General features: G+C 50.7%; 14 protein-coding genes, 1 tRNA gene and 1 pseudogene. 9 read left to right on the plus strand and 7 right to left on the minus strand.

Going from position 1 to position 13744, the window contains the following annotated elements; all coding sequences use genetic code 11:
• Window positions 1-12 precede the first annotated feature (12 nt).
• Window positions 13-1524, minus strand: coding sequence for a leucyl aminopeptidase (gene pepA / locus RFN81_RS02630; protein WP_264497667.1), 1512 nt, complete (start codon window positions 1522-1524; stop codon window positions 13-15).
• A 283-nt stretch (window positions 1525-1807) separates the two neighbouring features.
• Between pepA and lptF the strand changes: the two genes are divergently transcribed.
• The 5 genes from lptF (at window position 1808) to RFN81_RS02655 (ending at window position 5892) form a co-directional block, all read left to right on the plus strand.
• Window positions 1808-2923, plus strand: a complete 1116-nt coding sequence (gene lptF / locus RFN81_RS02635; RefSeq protein ID WP_264497668.1) for an LPS export ABC transporter permease LptF — start codon at window positions 1808-1810, stop codon at window positions 2921-2923.
• Entirely contained in the window at window positions 2923-3999 is a 1077-nt protein-coding gene (gene lptG, locus RFN81_RS02640; RefSeq protein WP_264497669.1) for an LPS export ABC transporter permease LptG, read from the plus strand. Before lptF ends, lptG begins: the two co-directional genes overlap by 1 nt.
• A gap of 151 nt (window positions 4000-4150) precedes the next feature.
• Window positions 4151-4235, plus strand: a tRNA-Leu gene (locus tag RFN81_RS02645).
• A gap of 220 nt (window positions 4236-4455) precedes the next feature.
• Window positions 4456-5712 carry a tyrosine-type recombinase/integrase gene (locus tag RFN81_RS02650; RefSeq protein ID WP_264497670.1) on the plus strand — a complete coding sequence of 419 codons (1257 nt, stop codon included), beginning with the start codon at window positions 4456-4458 and terminating at the stop codon, window positions 5710-5712.
• An 18-nt stretch (window positions 5713-5730) separates the two neighbouring features.
• Window positions 5731-5892 (plus strand): CopG family transcriptional regulator, encoded by a 162-nt coding sequence (locus RFN81_RS02655; RefSeq protein WP_264497671.1) that lies wholly within the window; start codon window positions 5731-5733, stop codon window positions 5890-5892.
• Window positions 5893-5985: 93 nt separating this feature from the next.
• Here the strand turns inward: RFN81_RS02655 and RFN81_RS02660 are convergent, their stop codons facing one another.
• Window positions 5986-6249, minus strand: a complete 264-nt coding sequence (locus RFN81_RS02660; RefSeq protein ID WP_039507757.1) for a helix-turn-helix transcriptional regulator — start codon at window positions 6247-6249, stop codon at window positions 5986-5988.
• Between the two features lie 117 nt (window positions 6250-6366).
• On the opposite strand from RFN81_RS02660, the gene RFN81_RS02665 reads away from it, so the two are divergent.
• Window positions 6367-6633 (plus strand): helix-turn-helix domain-containing protein, encoded by a 267-nt coding sequence (locus RFN81_RS02665; protein ID WP_180778923.1) that lies wholly within the window; start codon window positions 6367-6369, stop codon window positions 6631-6633.
• A 202-nt stretch (window positions 6634-6835) separates the two neighbouring features.
• Here RFN81_RS02665 and RFN81_RS02670 read toward each other — a convergent pair whose 3' ends face one another.
• From RFN81_RS02670 to RFN81_RS02690, 5 genes and pseudogenes are all read right to left on the minus strand, one after another.
• Entirely contained in the window at window positions 6836-7924 is a 1089-nt protein-coding gene (locus RFN81_RS02670) for a helicase RepA family protein (protein WP_264498856.1), read from the minus strand.
• Between the two features lie 111 nt (window positions 7925-8035).
• Window positions 8036-8902: pseudogene (locus RFN81_RS02675) on the minus strand (primase-helicase zinc-binding domain-containing protein); the annotation flags it as partial.
• On the minus strand, window positions 8865-9401 hold the full coding sequence (locus RFN81_RS02680; RefSeq protein ID WP_039547926.1) for an ash family protein: 537 nt from the start codon (window positions 9399-9401) through the stop codon (window positions 8865-8867). The pseudogene RFN81_RS02675 and the gene RFN81_RS02680, both read right to left, overlap by 38 nt.
• Window positions 9398-9598 (minus strand): helix-turn-helix transcriptional regulator, encoded by a 201-nt coding sequence (locus RFN81_RS02685; protein ID WP_005971237.1) that lies wholly within the window; start codon window positions 9596-9598, stop codon window positions 9398-9400. Before RFN81_RS02685 ends, RFN81_RS02680 begins: the two co-directional genes overlap by 4 nt.
• Window positions 9599-9600: 2 nt before the next feature.
• Window positions 9601-10479, minus strand: coding sequence for an integrase domain-containing protein (locus RFN81_RS02690; RefSeq protein WP_264497672.1), 879 nt, complete (start codon window positions 10477-10479; stop codon window positions 9601-9603).
• 1021 nt (window positions 10480-11500) lie between these two features.
• On the opposite strand from RFN81_RS02690, the gene RFN81_RS02695 reads away from it, so the two are divergent.
• From RFN81_RS02695 to RFN81_RS02705, 3 genes are all read left to right on the plus strand, one after another.
• Window positions 11501-11860, plus strand: coding sequence for a type II toxin-antitoxin system RelE/ParE family toxin (locus RFN81_RS02695; RefSeq protein ID WP_264497673.1), 360 nt, complete (start codon window positions 11501-11503; stop codon window positions 11858-11860).
• The gene (locus tag RFN81_RS02700; protein ID WP_039304754.1) at window positions 11844-12167 is read left to right on the plus strand and encodes a helix-turn-helix domain-containing protein; all 324 of its coding nucleotides are present in this window, start codon (window positions 11844-11846) and stop codon (window positions 12165-12167) included. The genes RFN81_RS02695 and RFN81_RS02700 overlap by 17 nt, the downstream gene beginning before the upstream one ends.
• 119 nt (window positions 12168-12286) lie before the next feature.
• Entirely contained in the window at window positions 12287-13708 is a 1422-nt protein-coding gene (locus tag RFN81_RS02705) for a ParB N-terminal domain-containing protein (RefSeq protein WP_256553918.1), read from the plus strand.
• Window positions 13709-13744: the final 36 nt, after the last annotated feature.

Here is a 13744-nt window from a genome sequence, read left to right on the forward strand (position 1 = left end):
TGTGCGAAATGCTTATTCTACGTCGTTCTGTCCGGCGCGGTTAAGCAGGAATTGTGACAACAGCGCGACCGGGCGACCCGTGGCGCCTTTGGCTTTGCCGGAACGCCAGGCGGTGCCCGCGATATCCAGATGCGCCCAACTGTATTTGCGCGTAAAGCGCGACAGGAAGCAACCTGCGGTGATCGCCCCACCGGGACGGCCGCCGATATTTGCCATATCGGCAAAGTTGGATTCCAGCTGTTCCTGGAATTCGTCGGTCAGCGGCAGACGCCATGCGCGGTCGCCGGACTGCTCGGACGCGCTTAACAGCTCGTGCGCCAGCGGATTGTGGTTCGCCATCAACCCGGTGATGTGGTGCCCCAGCGCGATCACGCACGCGCCGGTCAGCGTGGCGATATCAATCACGACATCCGGCTCATAGCGCTCAACGTAGGTCAGCGCATCACACAACACCAGACGCCCTTCCGCATCGGTGTTCAACACTTCCACCGTTTGGCCGGACATCGTAGTCAGCACGTCGCCCGGACGATAGGCGCGCCCATCGACCATATTTTCACATCCGGCCAGTACGCCGACGATATTCAACGGTAGCGCTAGTTCGGCCGCCATACGCATCACGCCGTAGACCGTCGCCGCGCCGCACATATCGTATTTCATTTCATCCATGCTGTCGGCGGGTTTAATGGAGATGCCGCCGGAATCGAACGTTAGCCCTTTACCGACCAGCACGATTGGCCGGGCGTCAGGATTCGGATCGCCTTTGTATTCAATAACTGACATCAACGATTCATTCTGCGACCCGTGACCCACGGCCAGATAGGCATTCATACCCAGCTCTTTCATCTGCTGTTCGCCAATCACGCGCGTGATGATGTTCTGGCTGTAGGTATCAGCCAACTGGCGCGCCTGCGAGGCCAGATAGGCCGCGTTACAAATATTTGGCGGCATATTACCGAGATCTTTCGCAGCCTTGATACCCGCGGCAATCGCCAGACCGTGCTGGATGGCGCGCTCGCCGCTGGTTAGCTCACGACGCGTTGGCACGTTGAAGACCATTTTGCGTAGCGGACGACGCAGCTCGACCTTATTGCTTTTAAGCTGATCGAAGGTATACAGCGTTTCTTTGGCGGTTTCGACCGCCTGGCGCACTTTCCAATAGGTGTTGCGGCCTTTCACGTGCAGCTCGGTCAGAAAGCAGACCGCTTCCATTGAGCCGGTTTCGTTCAGCGAGTTGATCGTTTTCTGAATCACCTGTTTGTACTGGCGTTCATCAAGCTCTCGCTCTTTACCGCAGCCAATCAGCAGAATGCGCTCGGAAAGAATGTTAGGTACATGGTGCAAGAGCAGTGATTGCCCCACTTTGCCTTCTAATTCACCACGGCGAAGCAACGCGCTGATATAGCCGTCGCTGATTTTATCGAGTTGTTCGGCAATAGGGGACAGACGACGCGGCTCAAACACGCCGACGACAATGCAGGCGCTGCGTTGTTTTTCCGGACTACCGCTTTTTACGCTGAACTCCATGTACTCTCCTGAATCTTAAAGACAAAGGCAGGGGCAACGGCTAGAATATGAAACTCCGTAATACTTTCCCGCCGTTGCGTTAACATAACCTGTGTTAATCTAAACGACATAGCGAACCTGTTTGCGTGACGAATAAGCAGGTTCTGATACAACAGCTCAAACGTAGTGTGTTGTAATACCGTTTTAGCCAAGTGCGCTAGCAAAAATGAGTATAAATGGCGCGTTAGCGATGAAACTATCGACTTTCCTGCAAAAAGACAAGTTTTCACAGGCGTAATTAAGCGTGATCATTATTCGATATCTGGTTCGAGAAACCGTTAAAAGCCAACTGGCCATCCTTTTTATCCTGTTACTGATTTTCTTTTGCCAGAAATTAGTGCGGATATTGGGTGCCGCCGTGGATGGTGAAATCCCAACAAATCTGGTTATTTCTCTATTAGGGCTAGGTGTGCCGGAGATGGTGCAACTTATTCTGCCGCTCAGCCTATTCCTCGGCGTATTGATAACGTTTGGCCGCCTCTATTCGGAAAGCGAGATCACCGTTATGCACGCCTGTGGGTTGGGTAAGCGCGTGTTGCTGAAGGCCGCGTTGATTCTGGCGCTGTTTACTGCGGTTATCGCCACCGTCAATGTCACATGGCTCAGCCCGTGGTCATCTCGGCATCAGGAAGAAGTCCTCGCGGAAGCGAAGGCGAATCCCAGTATGGCCGCCCTGGTAGAAGGGCAATTCCAATCGGCTCAGGGCGGCAACGCGGTATTGTTTGTTGGCAATGTTAAGGGGACGGAGTTCGAGCATGTCTTCCTGGCGCAGTTACGTCCGAGCGGTAACGCCAGACCTTCGGTCGTCGTCGCCGATCGTGGTCATATCACGCAAAATGCAGACGGAACGCAAGTCGTGACGCTGGATAACGGTTCCCGTTACGAGGGCACGGCGCTTTTGCGCGATTTCCGTATCACGAATTTCACTAACTATCGGGCGGTGATCGGCCACCAGACCGTGACGCTAAACAACAGCGATGTGCAGCAAATGGGTATGCAGGCTCTCTGGCGCTCGGACGCACACGACGCGCGCGCCGAGTTTCACTGGCGTTTAACGTTGATTGTTTCGGTGCTGATTATGGCGCTAATGGTGGTGCCGTTGAGTGTGGTGAACCCACGACAGGGCCGGGTACTGAGTATGGTGCCTGCGATGCTGCTTTATCTGATCTTCTTCCTGCTGCAAAGCTCATTGCGATCTAATGCCAGCAAAGGAAAAATCGATCCCATGATATGGGTTTGGCTGACCAACCTGACGTACTTTGGCATCGCGGTGATGCTTAACCTTTGGGATACGGTACCCATGCATAAAGTGCGTGCCCGCTTGGCCCCGTGGATGCTTAAAACACAAGGAGCGGCCTAATGTTTGGCGTATTAGACCGTTATATCGGTAAAACGATTTTTACCACTATCATGGCGACGCTGTTCATGCTGGTGTCGCTTTCCGGCATCATCAAGTTTGTCGACCAGCTACGCAAAGTCGGGCAGGGAGAGTATTCGGCGCTCGGCGCTGGATTATATACGCTGCTGAGCGTACCGAAAGATATTGAAATTTTCTTTCCCATGGCGACGTTGCTCGGCGCGCTACTCGGACTGGGGCAGCTTGCAACCCGCAGTGAATTGGTCGTAATGCAGGCATCCGGCTTTACCCGCTTGCAGATCGCCGCCGCGGTAATGAAAACCGCAATTCCGCTCGTGCTGCTAACGATGGCGATTGGCGAGTGGGTTTCTCCGCAAGGGGAACAGATTGCGCGTAATTACCGTTCTCAGATGATTTCCGGTGGATCGATGATCTCCACGCAGGGCGGGCTGTGGGCAAAAGACGGCAATGACTTTATTTACATTGAACGCGTGGTCGGCGATAAAACGCTATCTGGTGTCAATATCTACCACTTTGACGATCGAAACAAATTGCTCTCTGTTCGCTATGCGGCTTCCGCAGATTTTGAGGAGGATAGGAACGTCTGGAAACTTTCGCAGGTGGATGAATCTGACTTGCGCGATGGCAAACAGATTGGCGGTAGCCAAACGCTCAGCGGGGAATGGAAAACTAATCTGACACCCGACAAGCTTGGCGTGGTGGCATTGGAACCTGACGCACTGTCGATCAGAGGGCTGCATGAGTACGCCAAGTACTTGAAGCAAAGCGGACAAGAAGCGAGCCGTTATGAACTGAACATGTGGAGTAAAATTTTTGCCCCGGTGTCGGTTGCGGTGATGATGCTTATGGCTGTCTCTTTCATCTTCGGCCCGCTACGCAGCGTCTCGGCGGGTTCGCGAATTGTAATTGGTATCAGCTTCGGCTTCTTCTTCTATTTACTAAATGAAATTTTTCGCCCCCTCAGCCTGGTCTATGGCTTGCCGCCAATATTGGGAGCATTAGTGCCTAGCCTGCTGTTTATGGTTATTAGTCTATTGCTGCTATTAAAGCGGCGTTAAGCTTATCTTGTGACCAGCGCTATGTTAGAAGTGGGGTAAAAATGAACTGGCGCTGTTTTTTTCAGCATTCGATGCGCCAGAATGCGGATTAATCTTGTGTCATCAAGATCAAACGGTATAATGCACCTCGTTTTCCGCATACCTCTTCAGTGCCGAAGTGGCGAAATCGGTAGACGCAGTTGATTCAAAATCAACCGTAGAAATACGTGCCGGTTCGAGTCCGGCCTTCGGCACCATCGTATGAAAATTAAGTCACCTCAGGGTGGCTTTTTTTATGTCCGTAATCGTCCAGTAATGTCCATATCTATCTGTAAAATAACGATTTTAATTTAATTCCACACTCTGCAATTTTGTCTATTTTATCCACAGTGGTCTTTTCCCGTCCATTGACATCCAGATGATTTGGGGGTCAAGATAAGGGTCAATTCACTTCGATTATGAGTTGACCCCCAAATTATGGCGCTGACCGACGTTGTTGCCCGTACCGCCAAGCCCCGCGAGAAAGCCTATAAGCTCGCGGACGCGCACGGCCTGTATCTTTTGGTGAGTCCTAACGGCTCTAAGCGCTGGTATCTCAAGTACCGCTTTGAAGGTAAGGAAAGCCGGATTGCGTTCGGTGCCTATCCGCTAGTCTCGCTGGCAAAGGCCAGAGAGAAGCGTGACGAGGTGCGATTGCTGCTGTTGGAGGGCATTCACCCAACGGAAAAGCGTGAAGAAGAAAAAGAGCAGGCGCAAGAGGCGTTGAATACTTTTGCGAAGGTCGCGCAGGACTGGCACCGGAACATTAGCCAAAACAGGTGGTCAGAAACACACGCCGGACGGGTATGGCGTGATATGGAACGAAATCTGCTGCCTGCTATCGGGCATCGCCATATTGCCGACCTGAAAACTAAAGACCTGCTGGAGCCGCTGAAAGTCGTCGAACAGAACGGTCATCTTGATTTGGCGTCACGGCTGCGCCAGCGCGTCACCGATATTATGCGTTATGCGGTGCAAAACGATCTGATAGAGCGTAATCCCGCGCACGATCTCTCCGGTGCGATAGCCGCGCCAAAAGCTACCCATCGGCCAGCCCTGAAACTGAATAAACTGCCGGATTTTCTGGCACGGATAGAACGCCACAAAGGGCGGGCGTTAACCAGACTGGCCTTAAAACTCACGCTGTGCGTTTTTATCCGCTCCAGTGAGCTACGCTTTGCCCGCTGGCCGGAAATCGATTTTAAACGTGCCATGTGGACGATACCGGCTGAACGTGAAGCCATTCCCGGCGTGAAGCATTCGCAGCGCGGCGCAAAGATGCGCTCTGAACATCTGGTGCCGTTATCCCGACAGGCTTTAGCGCTGCTGGAAGAGATTAAGGCCATCAGCGGTGCTCATGAACTGATCTTCCCCGGCGATCGTCGGCCAACTAAACCGATGAGTGAAAACACCGTCAACAACGCATTACGAACCATGGGCTATGACACCACTACCGAAGTGTGCGGACACGGCTTCCGCACCATGGCCTGTAGCGCACTGGTAGAATCCGGTCAGTGGTCACGGGATGCGGTGGAGCGCCAGATGAGTCATCAGGAACGCAACGGCGTTCGTGCTGCCTATATCCACAAAGCGGAACATCTGGATGAGCGCAGGCTAATGCTGCAATGGTGGGCAGATTATCTGGATGCCAATCGGAAAGAGTATGTGGTGCCGTATGAGTTTAAAAAGATCTGATTCATTCGTGAGTTAACGATGAAAACAACGAAAAAACTAGCGGGAGCGCTCACTGCTCTGATTGAGAAGGCAGAACAACGTCATCAGAAAGTCTTACAGGGGCTTGCCGATGTTGATGCAGGGCGTGTTGTGAATCACGCTGATATGCAGGCGTTCATCACCAGATTGAAGAAAGCATAATCGATAGAAATACGGGGCGTATCCTGTATCTAAAGCCTATGCATTAAGCTCCGCACCAGCCCCTTTTTTGGGAGGGGCTGGCACTCATTTTTCTTATGTAGATGATTTTTCCTGCTGTTCATAATACCCAAGTATCATTTCTGCCAGATCGTCTTCTACCGTATAGAAATAGCAAGCCGGGACGTGCAGCACCGATGCTAAGCGGCAGGCCAGCTCAAAATCCGGCGTGTGAATACCGCGCTCATATTGATTCATGCGAGCGCTGGCCGTCGCTTCATCAATTCCTGCAAGAATACCTAAGCGTTCCTGTGACAGGCCAGCCTTTAAGCGTGCGGCTTTTAAACGATGAGGTAGCATGAGAATCCCGATCTCTGACTGACTTGCCGCGATTCTCATCTGTGCGTCTTGAAAATATACTAAGTAATACTTAGTATTTAGTTTGTCTGTTTACTTGAAATATCAATGGGGAAGGTGATGACACCACATAACGACTGGCATCAGGCAGATGTTATTGCGGCATTACGAAAAAAAGGGACTACATTGTCGGCACTATCACGTTCGGCAGGGCTAAGTTCCTCAACGCTCGCCAATGTGTTTTCCCGCCCGTGGCCGAAAGGAGAATGGCTTGTGGCTACGGCGTTGAATGTGCATCCTGCGGAAATTTGGCCAAGCCGTTATTTTGATGAGTCAGGGGTATTGCGAGATCGAAAGGCAAGAAGAAAAAGGGGTAAGGCAGAGTAAGCGATTAGCAGGCATCCCCCACCTTTCCCCCACTTACTCAGGGATCACGCCTTCCCCCACCTGATTTTCACCACTTTGTTAAAAATGTTTATTTATTATTGAGTTAAGTCATTCCCCCACTTCGCGCCTATATATGCGTGGGAAGTGGGGGAAAATGCCGGATAGAGAGGCTCATTATCCGTTCGCCCCCACTTTCCCCCGTTTAATCCCCCACCTTATTCCGTTGCGATAGCGGCGTGATCCGTTCCCCGTCAAAGGCGATCAGACCATCCTTTTCCAGCTTGTCCAGCCAGCGGGTGAACTTCTTGTTCACATCAAAGCCCATTGCCCGCATATCGTCACGCACCAATGAACGGGTGCAGCCTTCGCCGTTGGCCGTGCGAGAGCGAATAGCCTGCCAGAGGGCAAAATGGTTTTCCGTCAGCCGTGGGATACCGACTAAATCGGGATCGCTGGCAGCCTCATCTTCTCTGACTTCGCGGCCTTCATCGTTCAGCACCAGCGAAGTGATCTGATCGCCATCATCATCTACGTACAGATCAACGGCATTCAGGTCATAGGCGCGACGCGGCGGTTCTTCCGCATCCTTCATCTTGGTGCAACTGAGGATCAACGCGCCGCCTTCACCTTCACGCCGGACGTTAAATTCCACGTCCAGCGCGGCACGGAAGGCGCTGGAGCCGCGTGCTCCTTTATCCTGATCTTTACCGGAATGATGGATAATCAGCACCGTGGCCTGTGTTGCCGCTTTAATCGCGTCACATCCCTGAATAAATGCGCCCATATCTTTAGCCGCGTTCTCATCCGAACCGCCAAAACAGCGGGCGAGCGTATCCAGAATAATCAGGCGAACCGGCATACCGGAGGCGACTTTCACATCGCGGGCGGCACGTATCACCTGCTGCACGCTCTCTGGGCTGGCCGGAAAAATCGGGCAATCGACACGATACAGTGCATCGATCGGGCTACCGCCGTTAAGCGTCTGCTCCCATGCCCGGATACGGCGGGGAACGCCGATCCCGCCTTCACCAACGACATAAATCACCGCCCCCTGTGTCACCGGCTTGCCTGCCCACGGTTTTCCGGTGGCGATGTGGCATCCCCACGATACCGCCAGAAACGACTTATACGAACCGCTGGCACCGTAAGCGCTGGCGACGGAGGAACTCGGCAGATAGCCTTTAATCAGGTAGTCCTGCCGCGTATCAAAACCGTCAGAGCCTCTGCGCAGGGGTAATGCGGTGTTGAAAGCCGGTGTAGCAGAATCGGTGCGCACTAACGGGGTATACATCGTGTCAGGCTGATAACGTTGTTTATTGAACGCGGATTTAGTGGCCTCAAGACCATATTGCTGACGGTAATCATCCCAGTCACAGAGCGTTGTGGTGGGCGGTAACGATACCCAGCCGTCCACCGCAAGCGCGGCTTTTTCAGCCTGCTCTTTACCGATATTGGTTGAACCATCGGCATGCAGGTCATGATCGCCCGCCAGAATGATAGTGGCATTGGGATACCAGCCACGCAGGGCTTGTGCAACATTCATCAGGTTATTGGCCGACACCGCCGCAACCACCGCCGCCGTAGTGATCTGGCTGATGGTCAGGCCGGTGGCATACCCTTCGGTGATCACGATGGTGTCCGGCTCTTTCGGGTAATGCACCGCGATGAAAGCGCCTTTCAACTGTGAACCCGGCAGCAGGCGCTTTTCTCCGTCGTCGTTAATCAACTGTGCGCCAATTAGTTCACCGGAAACACGATGCAGCTTCAGCAGCAGGCTTCCCTCATCAAACAGCACGCCGCCAATGCGCATTTTTTGCTGCGCGGTCAGGCGGGCATGGACGATAGAGAACCCTTTGGCTTTCAGGTAGGCGCTCTCGCCGTTCCTTGAATGGGTCAGCATCTGCTTGATTTTGTCGGCCAGCGGCGGGCGCTCAGCGGCTTTTTCCCTGGCTGGCGCGGTTGAGGCGGGGATCGTCAGCGCGGCCACCTGTTTTGCGGCGTCTGACAGGTCGCAGTTTTTCACCCGTGAGACCAGATCAAGGCCATCGCCATGACCGCACTGATTGCAAAACCACGTTCCCCGTCCTTCTTTGTCGTCAAAGCGGAAGCGATCTTTGCCACCGCAGGCAGGACAAGCGCCATGTTTACCGCCGGAAGGCACCGGAATAGCCAGCGCGGACAGAATGGCACGCCAGCGGTGGCGCGACTGTGCGGTAATGTCTGAAACGAACTTACTCATCGTCAGCCACCTCCGCTTGCAGTGCGTCATTCAACTGGTTCAGACGTTCCCACAGGATAAAGATCAGCAGCTCTTTCGCGAGTGCGTTGTCGAGTTCAATGATGGCGTAGGCCAGTGCCCGACAGTGATCAACGAGTTCTTCTAACGTCAGGGGAGTGGGGTCATACATGATGTACCCCCGCAGAAAAAAAGAAAGATTGCGGGTAGAGAAAGGGAAGGATCGTAGCCATAAGGCAGCCTCCGTGGTAAGCAGGGTATCACTACCACCTGAGACGCCAACCTCTATGGTGGTAGCCCAGACGGGGTTGGCGTAACCGGTTACCACGTAGCCCGGCGCTCCTTGCGGAGCCCCCGCCTGAGCCACCATTGACAGGTATGCGCAGGCATCGCCTAATAAAAGACACGTAATAAATCCGTGTCTTTTAGGCAACGTGGTAAGTGTCGGAACGCCAATTCCGGCTGCGGATTTTGCCGCAGCATCAGCAGTATATCGTAAATTGCCCGCCAGAAAAAAATAACAATGCATCATGGTTTAACCTCCCCGCGCTGGCTGATACGCGCCGCGATCCAGTCATTCACCTCACTTTCCACCCACGCTACCGAGCGAGCGCCGATTTTGACCGTCTGAGGAAATTCCCCCTGCTTCATCAGCAGGTAAATCCATGATTTCCTGAGGCCGGTTTTTTTCATCACACCCGATAAACGAATCAACGTGTTATCCGTCATGTTCAATCCTCCTTCCGGGTGTAAACCCGCTCGACATAGCGCCCCCGACCATCACCGTGGCCGAGATCCATAGAGGTTAGTGCTCTGGCTTCACTGCGGGAAAAACCCTGTGACAGATAATAACGCATGGCATCCTGCGCCCATGCGTAGCGCAGGCTGTGTGGGGAGTAGTGGCCGGTCAGCCCTAAGCGGGTGGTCCGCGTGCGCCAGAAGTTCATGGCGGTTTTCAGGTCGGGTTTATCGATCAATCTGCCGTTACGCGCCTTGGCCACCTTTAGCGCCTCGTTTACTGCCCGTTGAATCGCTTCGCGATCGATAATCCGGGTTTCGCGCGGCCTGCCGCCTTTAGTACCAAACACCACGGTCAGCGTCTGTTGATGGCGCTCAAGCTGCTTTTCCCACGTTTTCAGTGAACTGGCGCATTGCACCGCTTCCTGAGAACGCAGCCCCAGCAATCGGGCAAGCTGAAGTGCGCAGGCCAACCCTTTATCACGCTGTTGCGCTGCAAGCAGAACGGCCTGATAACGTTCGTCCGGAATGGCGAATTTTGTCCCGGCACGGCTTGCCCCACTCAGCCCCAGCGCGTTATTGGTCAGGCGGTCGGACGCGGCGAGCTTTTCCCGTCCTCCCTGCTTAAACACTGTGCGCAACGCTGCCATTTCGTTGTGCAGGGTACGAAGGGCAATCTGCTGTGACAGGCGTTCGGCGACATAACTTTCGATATGTCTGGCCTTGAGATACTGAACGTCACGCACCTGAATATTCAGCGCCAGCAGGTGACGGCACAGCCTGTCCATGATGCGGATACGATCATGAACCGTCTTGTAGCTCCCGCCAGCCTGTTTCGCCAGCGTGGTCATTTCACGACTTAATTTACTCATGCAACTTACCTCTCATAATTCAACTGGATGCTTTTCTCTGGCGCATGGGAAAGGGCAGAAACAATCGCAATTGACCTGCCTTGAACGATACCTGTGCGCCAGAGCGGACAGCAGTTGAGGTCTTGGGAGGTGTCGGTGATGCACTCGGTGCGGCCGCCTGCGGTTGCAGGATTTCCTCTCAGGCCGTTAGGCCTGCCTCGGTATCGGTTCAATCTCCTGTAAAAAAAAGCGATCAGTCCGGCACAAACGGGTGTGTCAGATTCATGACGCGGCGGTTGAGGTGCATGTCTCAGGGGCTGATAGGGTCTTCGGCTGCGGCGTCACTTTCATCCGTTGACACGGAAAAAGTGACGCCGGTGCAGACGTTGCCGGCAGGCGCGTAGCAGATGCCTGACGGCATAGCAACGCGCAGCCTGCACGTTCACACGCGCAGACGCAAATCATTGAGACGAGTAAAATCGAAGTCGCGTGAAAACGCGAACTTACGAGGATAAGCGCTGTTTAAGCCGCTTATGAAGTGAAACCACCACAACGATAAACGTTGCAGCTACGGCCAGTCTCCTACGGTATGGAAGCCGCTCTCTGGCTGGGTATAGTAAGCCCACAACAATGTTGGGCTTGAAGTAAAGTTTAGCGGAACCTTCATCGTCACGCTCGTAGCGGCGTTCAAACTACCTGACGACATCTGCTTTCAAAGGATGGCAGATTTACCGCGCTTCTTAATCACGCTCCCTTCCTTTCAGGCGATGGAAGAGTAAAAGTGTCGTGTGGTCGCCCGAAGGCGTCAGTCTCAGACCACGCTCCATTCCTTATGACTTTGGCAGTGTGACCACCCGAAGGCGCTTCTCACAGGTCACTCGTATCATCCCGATACTGGAAACATTGGTGGCTGTCATCGACAGCAGGTTTTCACGGTCAAAAATACGACAAAGTTTTGCAGACTTCAAGCGCTTTGACTCTGCCAGAAAAAAGAGTAATCTAGCACCAAGTGCTATAGTTAAGGTTGCAGGATGTCTGCCTGATGCGTGTATTCAAAACCAAATGGTTCACTAGGGCGGCTAAATCCCACGCCATCAAGGATAGCGAGTTGTGTGAAGCTATTGAGGCGGTAATGCAAGGGAAAGCTGACGATCTCGGCGGCGGCGTTTATAAGAAGCGGCTGAACCAGAATCGCGATCGCGCCATCATACTGGCAAAAGGTGGGCAGCATTGGTTTTACACGTTCCTGTTTGCCAAGCAGGATATGGCAAATATCGATAATCGCGAACTGGCCGGATTCCGCGAATTAGCGAAGCACTATGCAACCCTTGCCGATGAAAAAATTACGGTACTGATTAAGAGTAAAGAACTGGTGGAGATTTGTCATGACCGCAAAAAGTAAATTCAAGAGTCCTGCATTTGAGGCTATTCACAGCGCGGCTTCTGGATTATTCAGTGTCGACGCTATCCCTCAGGAAACCATGCGCAACTTTGACAAAGCGTGCCTCAACAGCGTGGACGATCTTCAACCTATTGAGATTAAGGCGTTACGTGAAAAGCTGAACGTCAGCCAGCCTGTTTTCGCCAGCTACCTGAATACCAGTGTTTCAACGGTACAAAAATGGGAAAGCGGCGTAAAACGCCCTAGCGGGTTATCGCTAAAACTGCTTACCGTGGTGCAGAAGCATGGTTTGAAGGTATTGGTTTGATGTTTTTTAATTATCCTGCCATGCTGGCTTTTAAGCTATATACAGCTTTGGTAGTATCATATTGGTGTCAAAAATGAATTATACTGATCTTGCTAATTATAAACAAAATAGGGAGTTTTATGAGTAGAATAGATTATAGTTCTTGGCCACGATTGTCGTTATCTGTATCAAATTTACGACTTGACAAAGAAAATCCAAGAATTCCAAGTTACATTACAATTAGAACAACAAAAGATATACTAAATTATTTATTCCAAAATGAACGAATTGAAAGGCTTGCACATAAAATTGTAGAAAAGGGGTTTATATCACACGATCCTATATATGTAGTTAAAGAGGGTGAAAACTACGTAGTGGTAGAAGGAAACCGCCGAGTATCTGCGCTGAAATGTTTGATTGATCCAGAATTAGTTCCTTCACCAGCTAAACGACGAAAAATCGAATTATATAAAAATCGTCTAGGCTCCGATTTGATAGAAAAAATAGATGTATTTGTTGCTCCATCAAGAAGAGCCGTTGAAAATGTTCTTTTTGAATTACATGCAGAAGGAAAGCTTCAGTGGAGTAGACAGCAAAAAAATAAATTTATTGCTAGTATTGGTATTGACAGTGGTGAGTCAATTCAGGATATTGCAGAAAGATTTAATGTTAAAGTTATAGAAATACAAGATTCAGTCCAAGAGTACCTTTTAGAGAGATATTTTACAGAGCTAGAGTTACCTACTGATATTGAAGATAAAGCGTTAATGTCAAAATTTAATATTAGTACTATATCTAGGTTGGTTAATTCAAAAATATTTAAAGAAAAAACAGGTTTTAGAATCGAAGAAAATAGATTAAGAACAGATACTTCTAAATCGTATTTCAACGCATTGCTGAGACAGTTTGTAATTGATATTGTTACAAAGAAAATTGATTCTCGTAAGTTAAATACAAGTAAGCAAATAGATTCTTATATTGAAAGCGAGATGGAGAAGATACCTGTAGGAATACATGATGGAAGTGTGGATTTTACTCCAGATAATAGTAATACGAAGGTCTCATCGGATGATGTTGAGATTAGTAAGCCTCGAAGAAAACCTAAGGAAACCTTAATACCCAAGGGAGTTAATTATATTACTGGAAGCGATAAGTTAGATATATTGATTCAAGAAGCACAAGGCATGCTTATTGATACGTATAAAAATGCGGCTGCTTTATTGTTACGTTCAATTGTTGAAATATCAGTAGTAAGAATTTTTGAAATTCATGGGAAAAAAGATCAGTGTCTGAACGGTAATGGAAGAGTTAAAAATCTTTCTGATAACATTAATGCTCTCGTGAAGAGAGATGTATGGTTTACTAATAAGGCTTATCTGGCCGACTTAACAAGATTTATATCTAAAGATAGTGCTAACTGGAATTCTTTAGACTCATTGAATCGTTATGCGCATGGTGAATATACCCTACCAGATAGGGATATGCTAAAATCAGTTTGGTTAATTGCAAAACCATTAGTTACAATTTGTGTTGAACATCAATCTAAGCCAAAGAATATATAAATAGTGGTTTTTATTACGAATAATATTGTATAATAC

Source organism: Pectobacterium cacticida (assembly GCF_036885195.1).
Taxonomy (GTDB): Bacteria; Pseudomonadota; Gammaproteobacteria; order Enterobacterales; family Enterobacteriaceae; genus Pectobacterium; species Pectobacterium cacticida.

Coding starts and splice junctions, on each gene's coding strand:
- RFN81_RS02665 (WP_180778923.1), top strand. CDS start 6,367: ATGACACCACATAACGACTGGCATCAGGCAGATGTTATTGCGGCATTA.
- RFN81_RS02670 (WP_264498856.1), bottom strand. CDS start 7,924: ATGTATACCCCGTTAGTGCGCACCGATTCTGCTACACCGGCTTTCAAC.
- RFN81_RS02650 (WP_264497670.1), top strand. CDS start 4,456: ATGGCGCTGACCGACGTTGTTGCCCGTACCGCCAAGCCCCGCGAGAAA.
- RFN81_RS02655 (WP_264497671.1), top strand. CDS start 5,731: ATGAAAACAACGAAAAAACTAGCGGGAGCGCTCACTGCTCTGATTGAG.
- RFN81_RS02690 (WP_264497672.1), bottom strand. CDS start 10,479: ATGAGTAAATTAAGTCGTGAAATGACCACGCTGGCGAAACAGGCTGGC.
- RFN81_RS02700 (WP_039304754.1), top strand. CDS start 11,844: ATGACCGCAAAAAGTAAATTCAAGAGTCCTGCATTTGAGGCTATTCAC.
- RFN81_RS02660 (WP_039507757.1), bottom strand. CDS start 6,249: ATGCTACCTCATCGTTTAAAAGCCGCACGCTTAAAGGCTGGCCTGTCA.
- RFN81_RS02680 (WP_039547926.1), bottom strand. CDS start 9,401: ATGATGCATTGTTATTTTTTTCTGGCGGGCAATTTACGATATACTGCT.
- pepA (WP_264497667.1), bottom strand. CDS start 1,524: ATGGAGTTCAGCGTAAAAAGCGGTAGTCCGGAAAAACAACGCAGCGCC.
- RFN81_RS02705 (WP_256553918.1), top strand. CDS start 12,287: ATGAGTAGAATAGATTATAGTTCTTGGCCACGATTGTCGTTATCTGTA.
- RFN81_RS02685 (WP_005971237.1), bottom strand. CDS start 9,598: ATGACGGATAACACGTTGATTCGTTTATCGGGTGTGATGAAAAAAACC.
- RFN81_RS02695 (WP_264497673.1), top strand. CDS start 11,501: ATGCGTGTATTCAAAACCAAATGGTTCACTAGGGCGGCTAAATCCCAC.
- lptG (WP_264497669.1), top strand. CDS start 2,923: ATGTTTGGCGTATTAGACCGTTATATCGGTAAAACGATTTTTACCACT.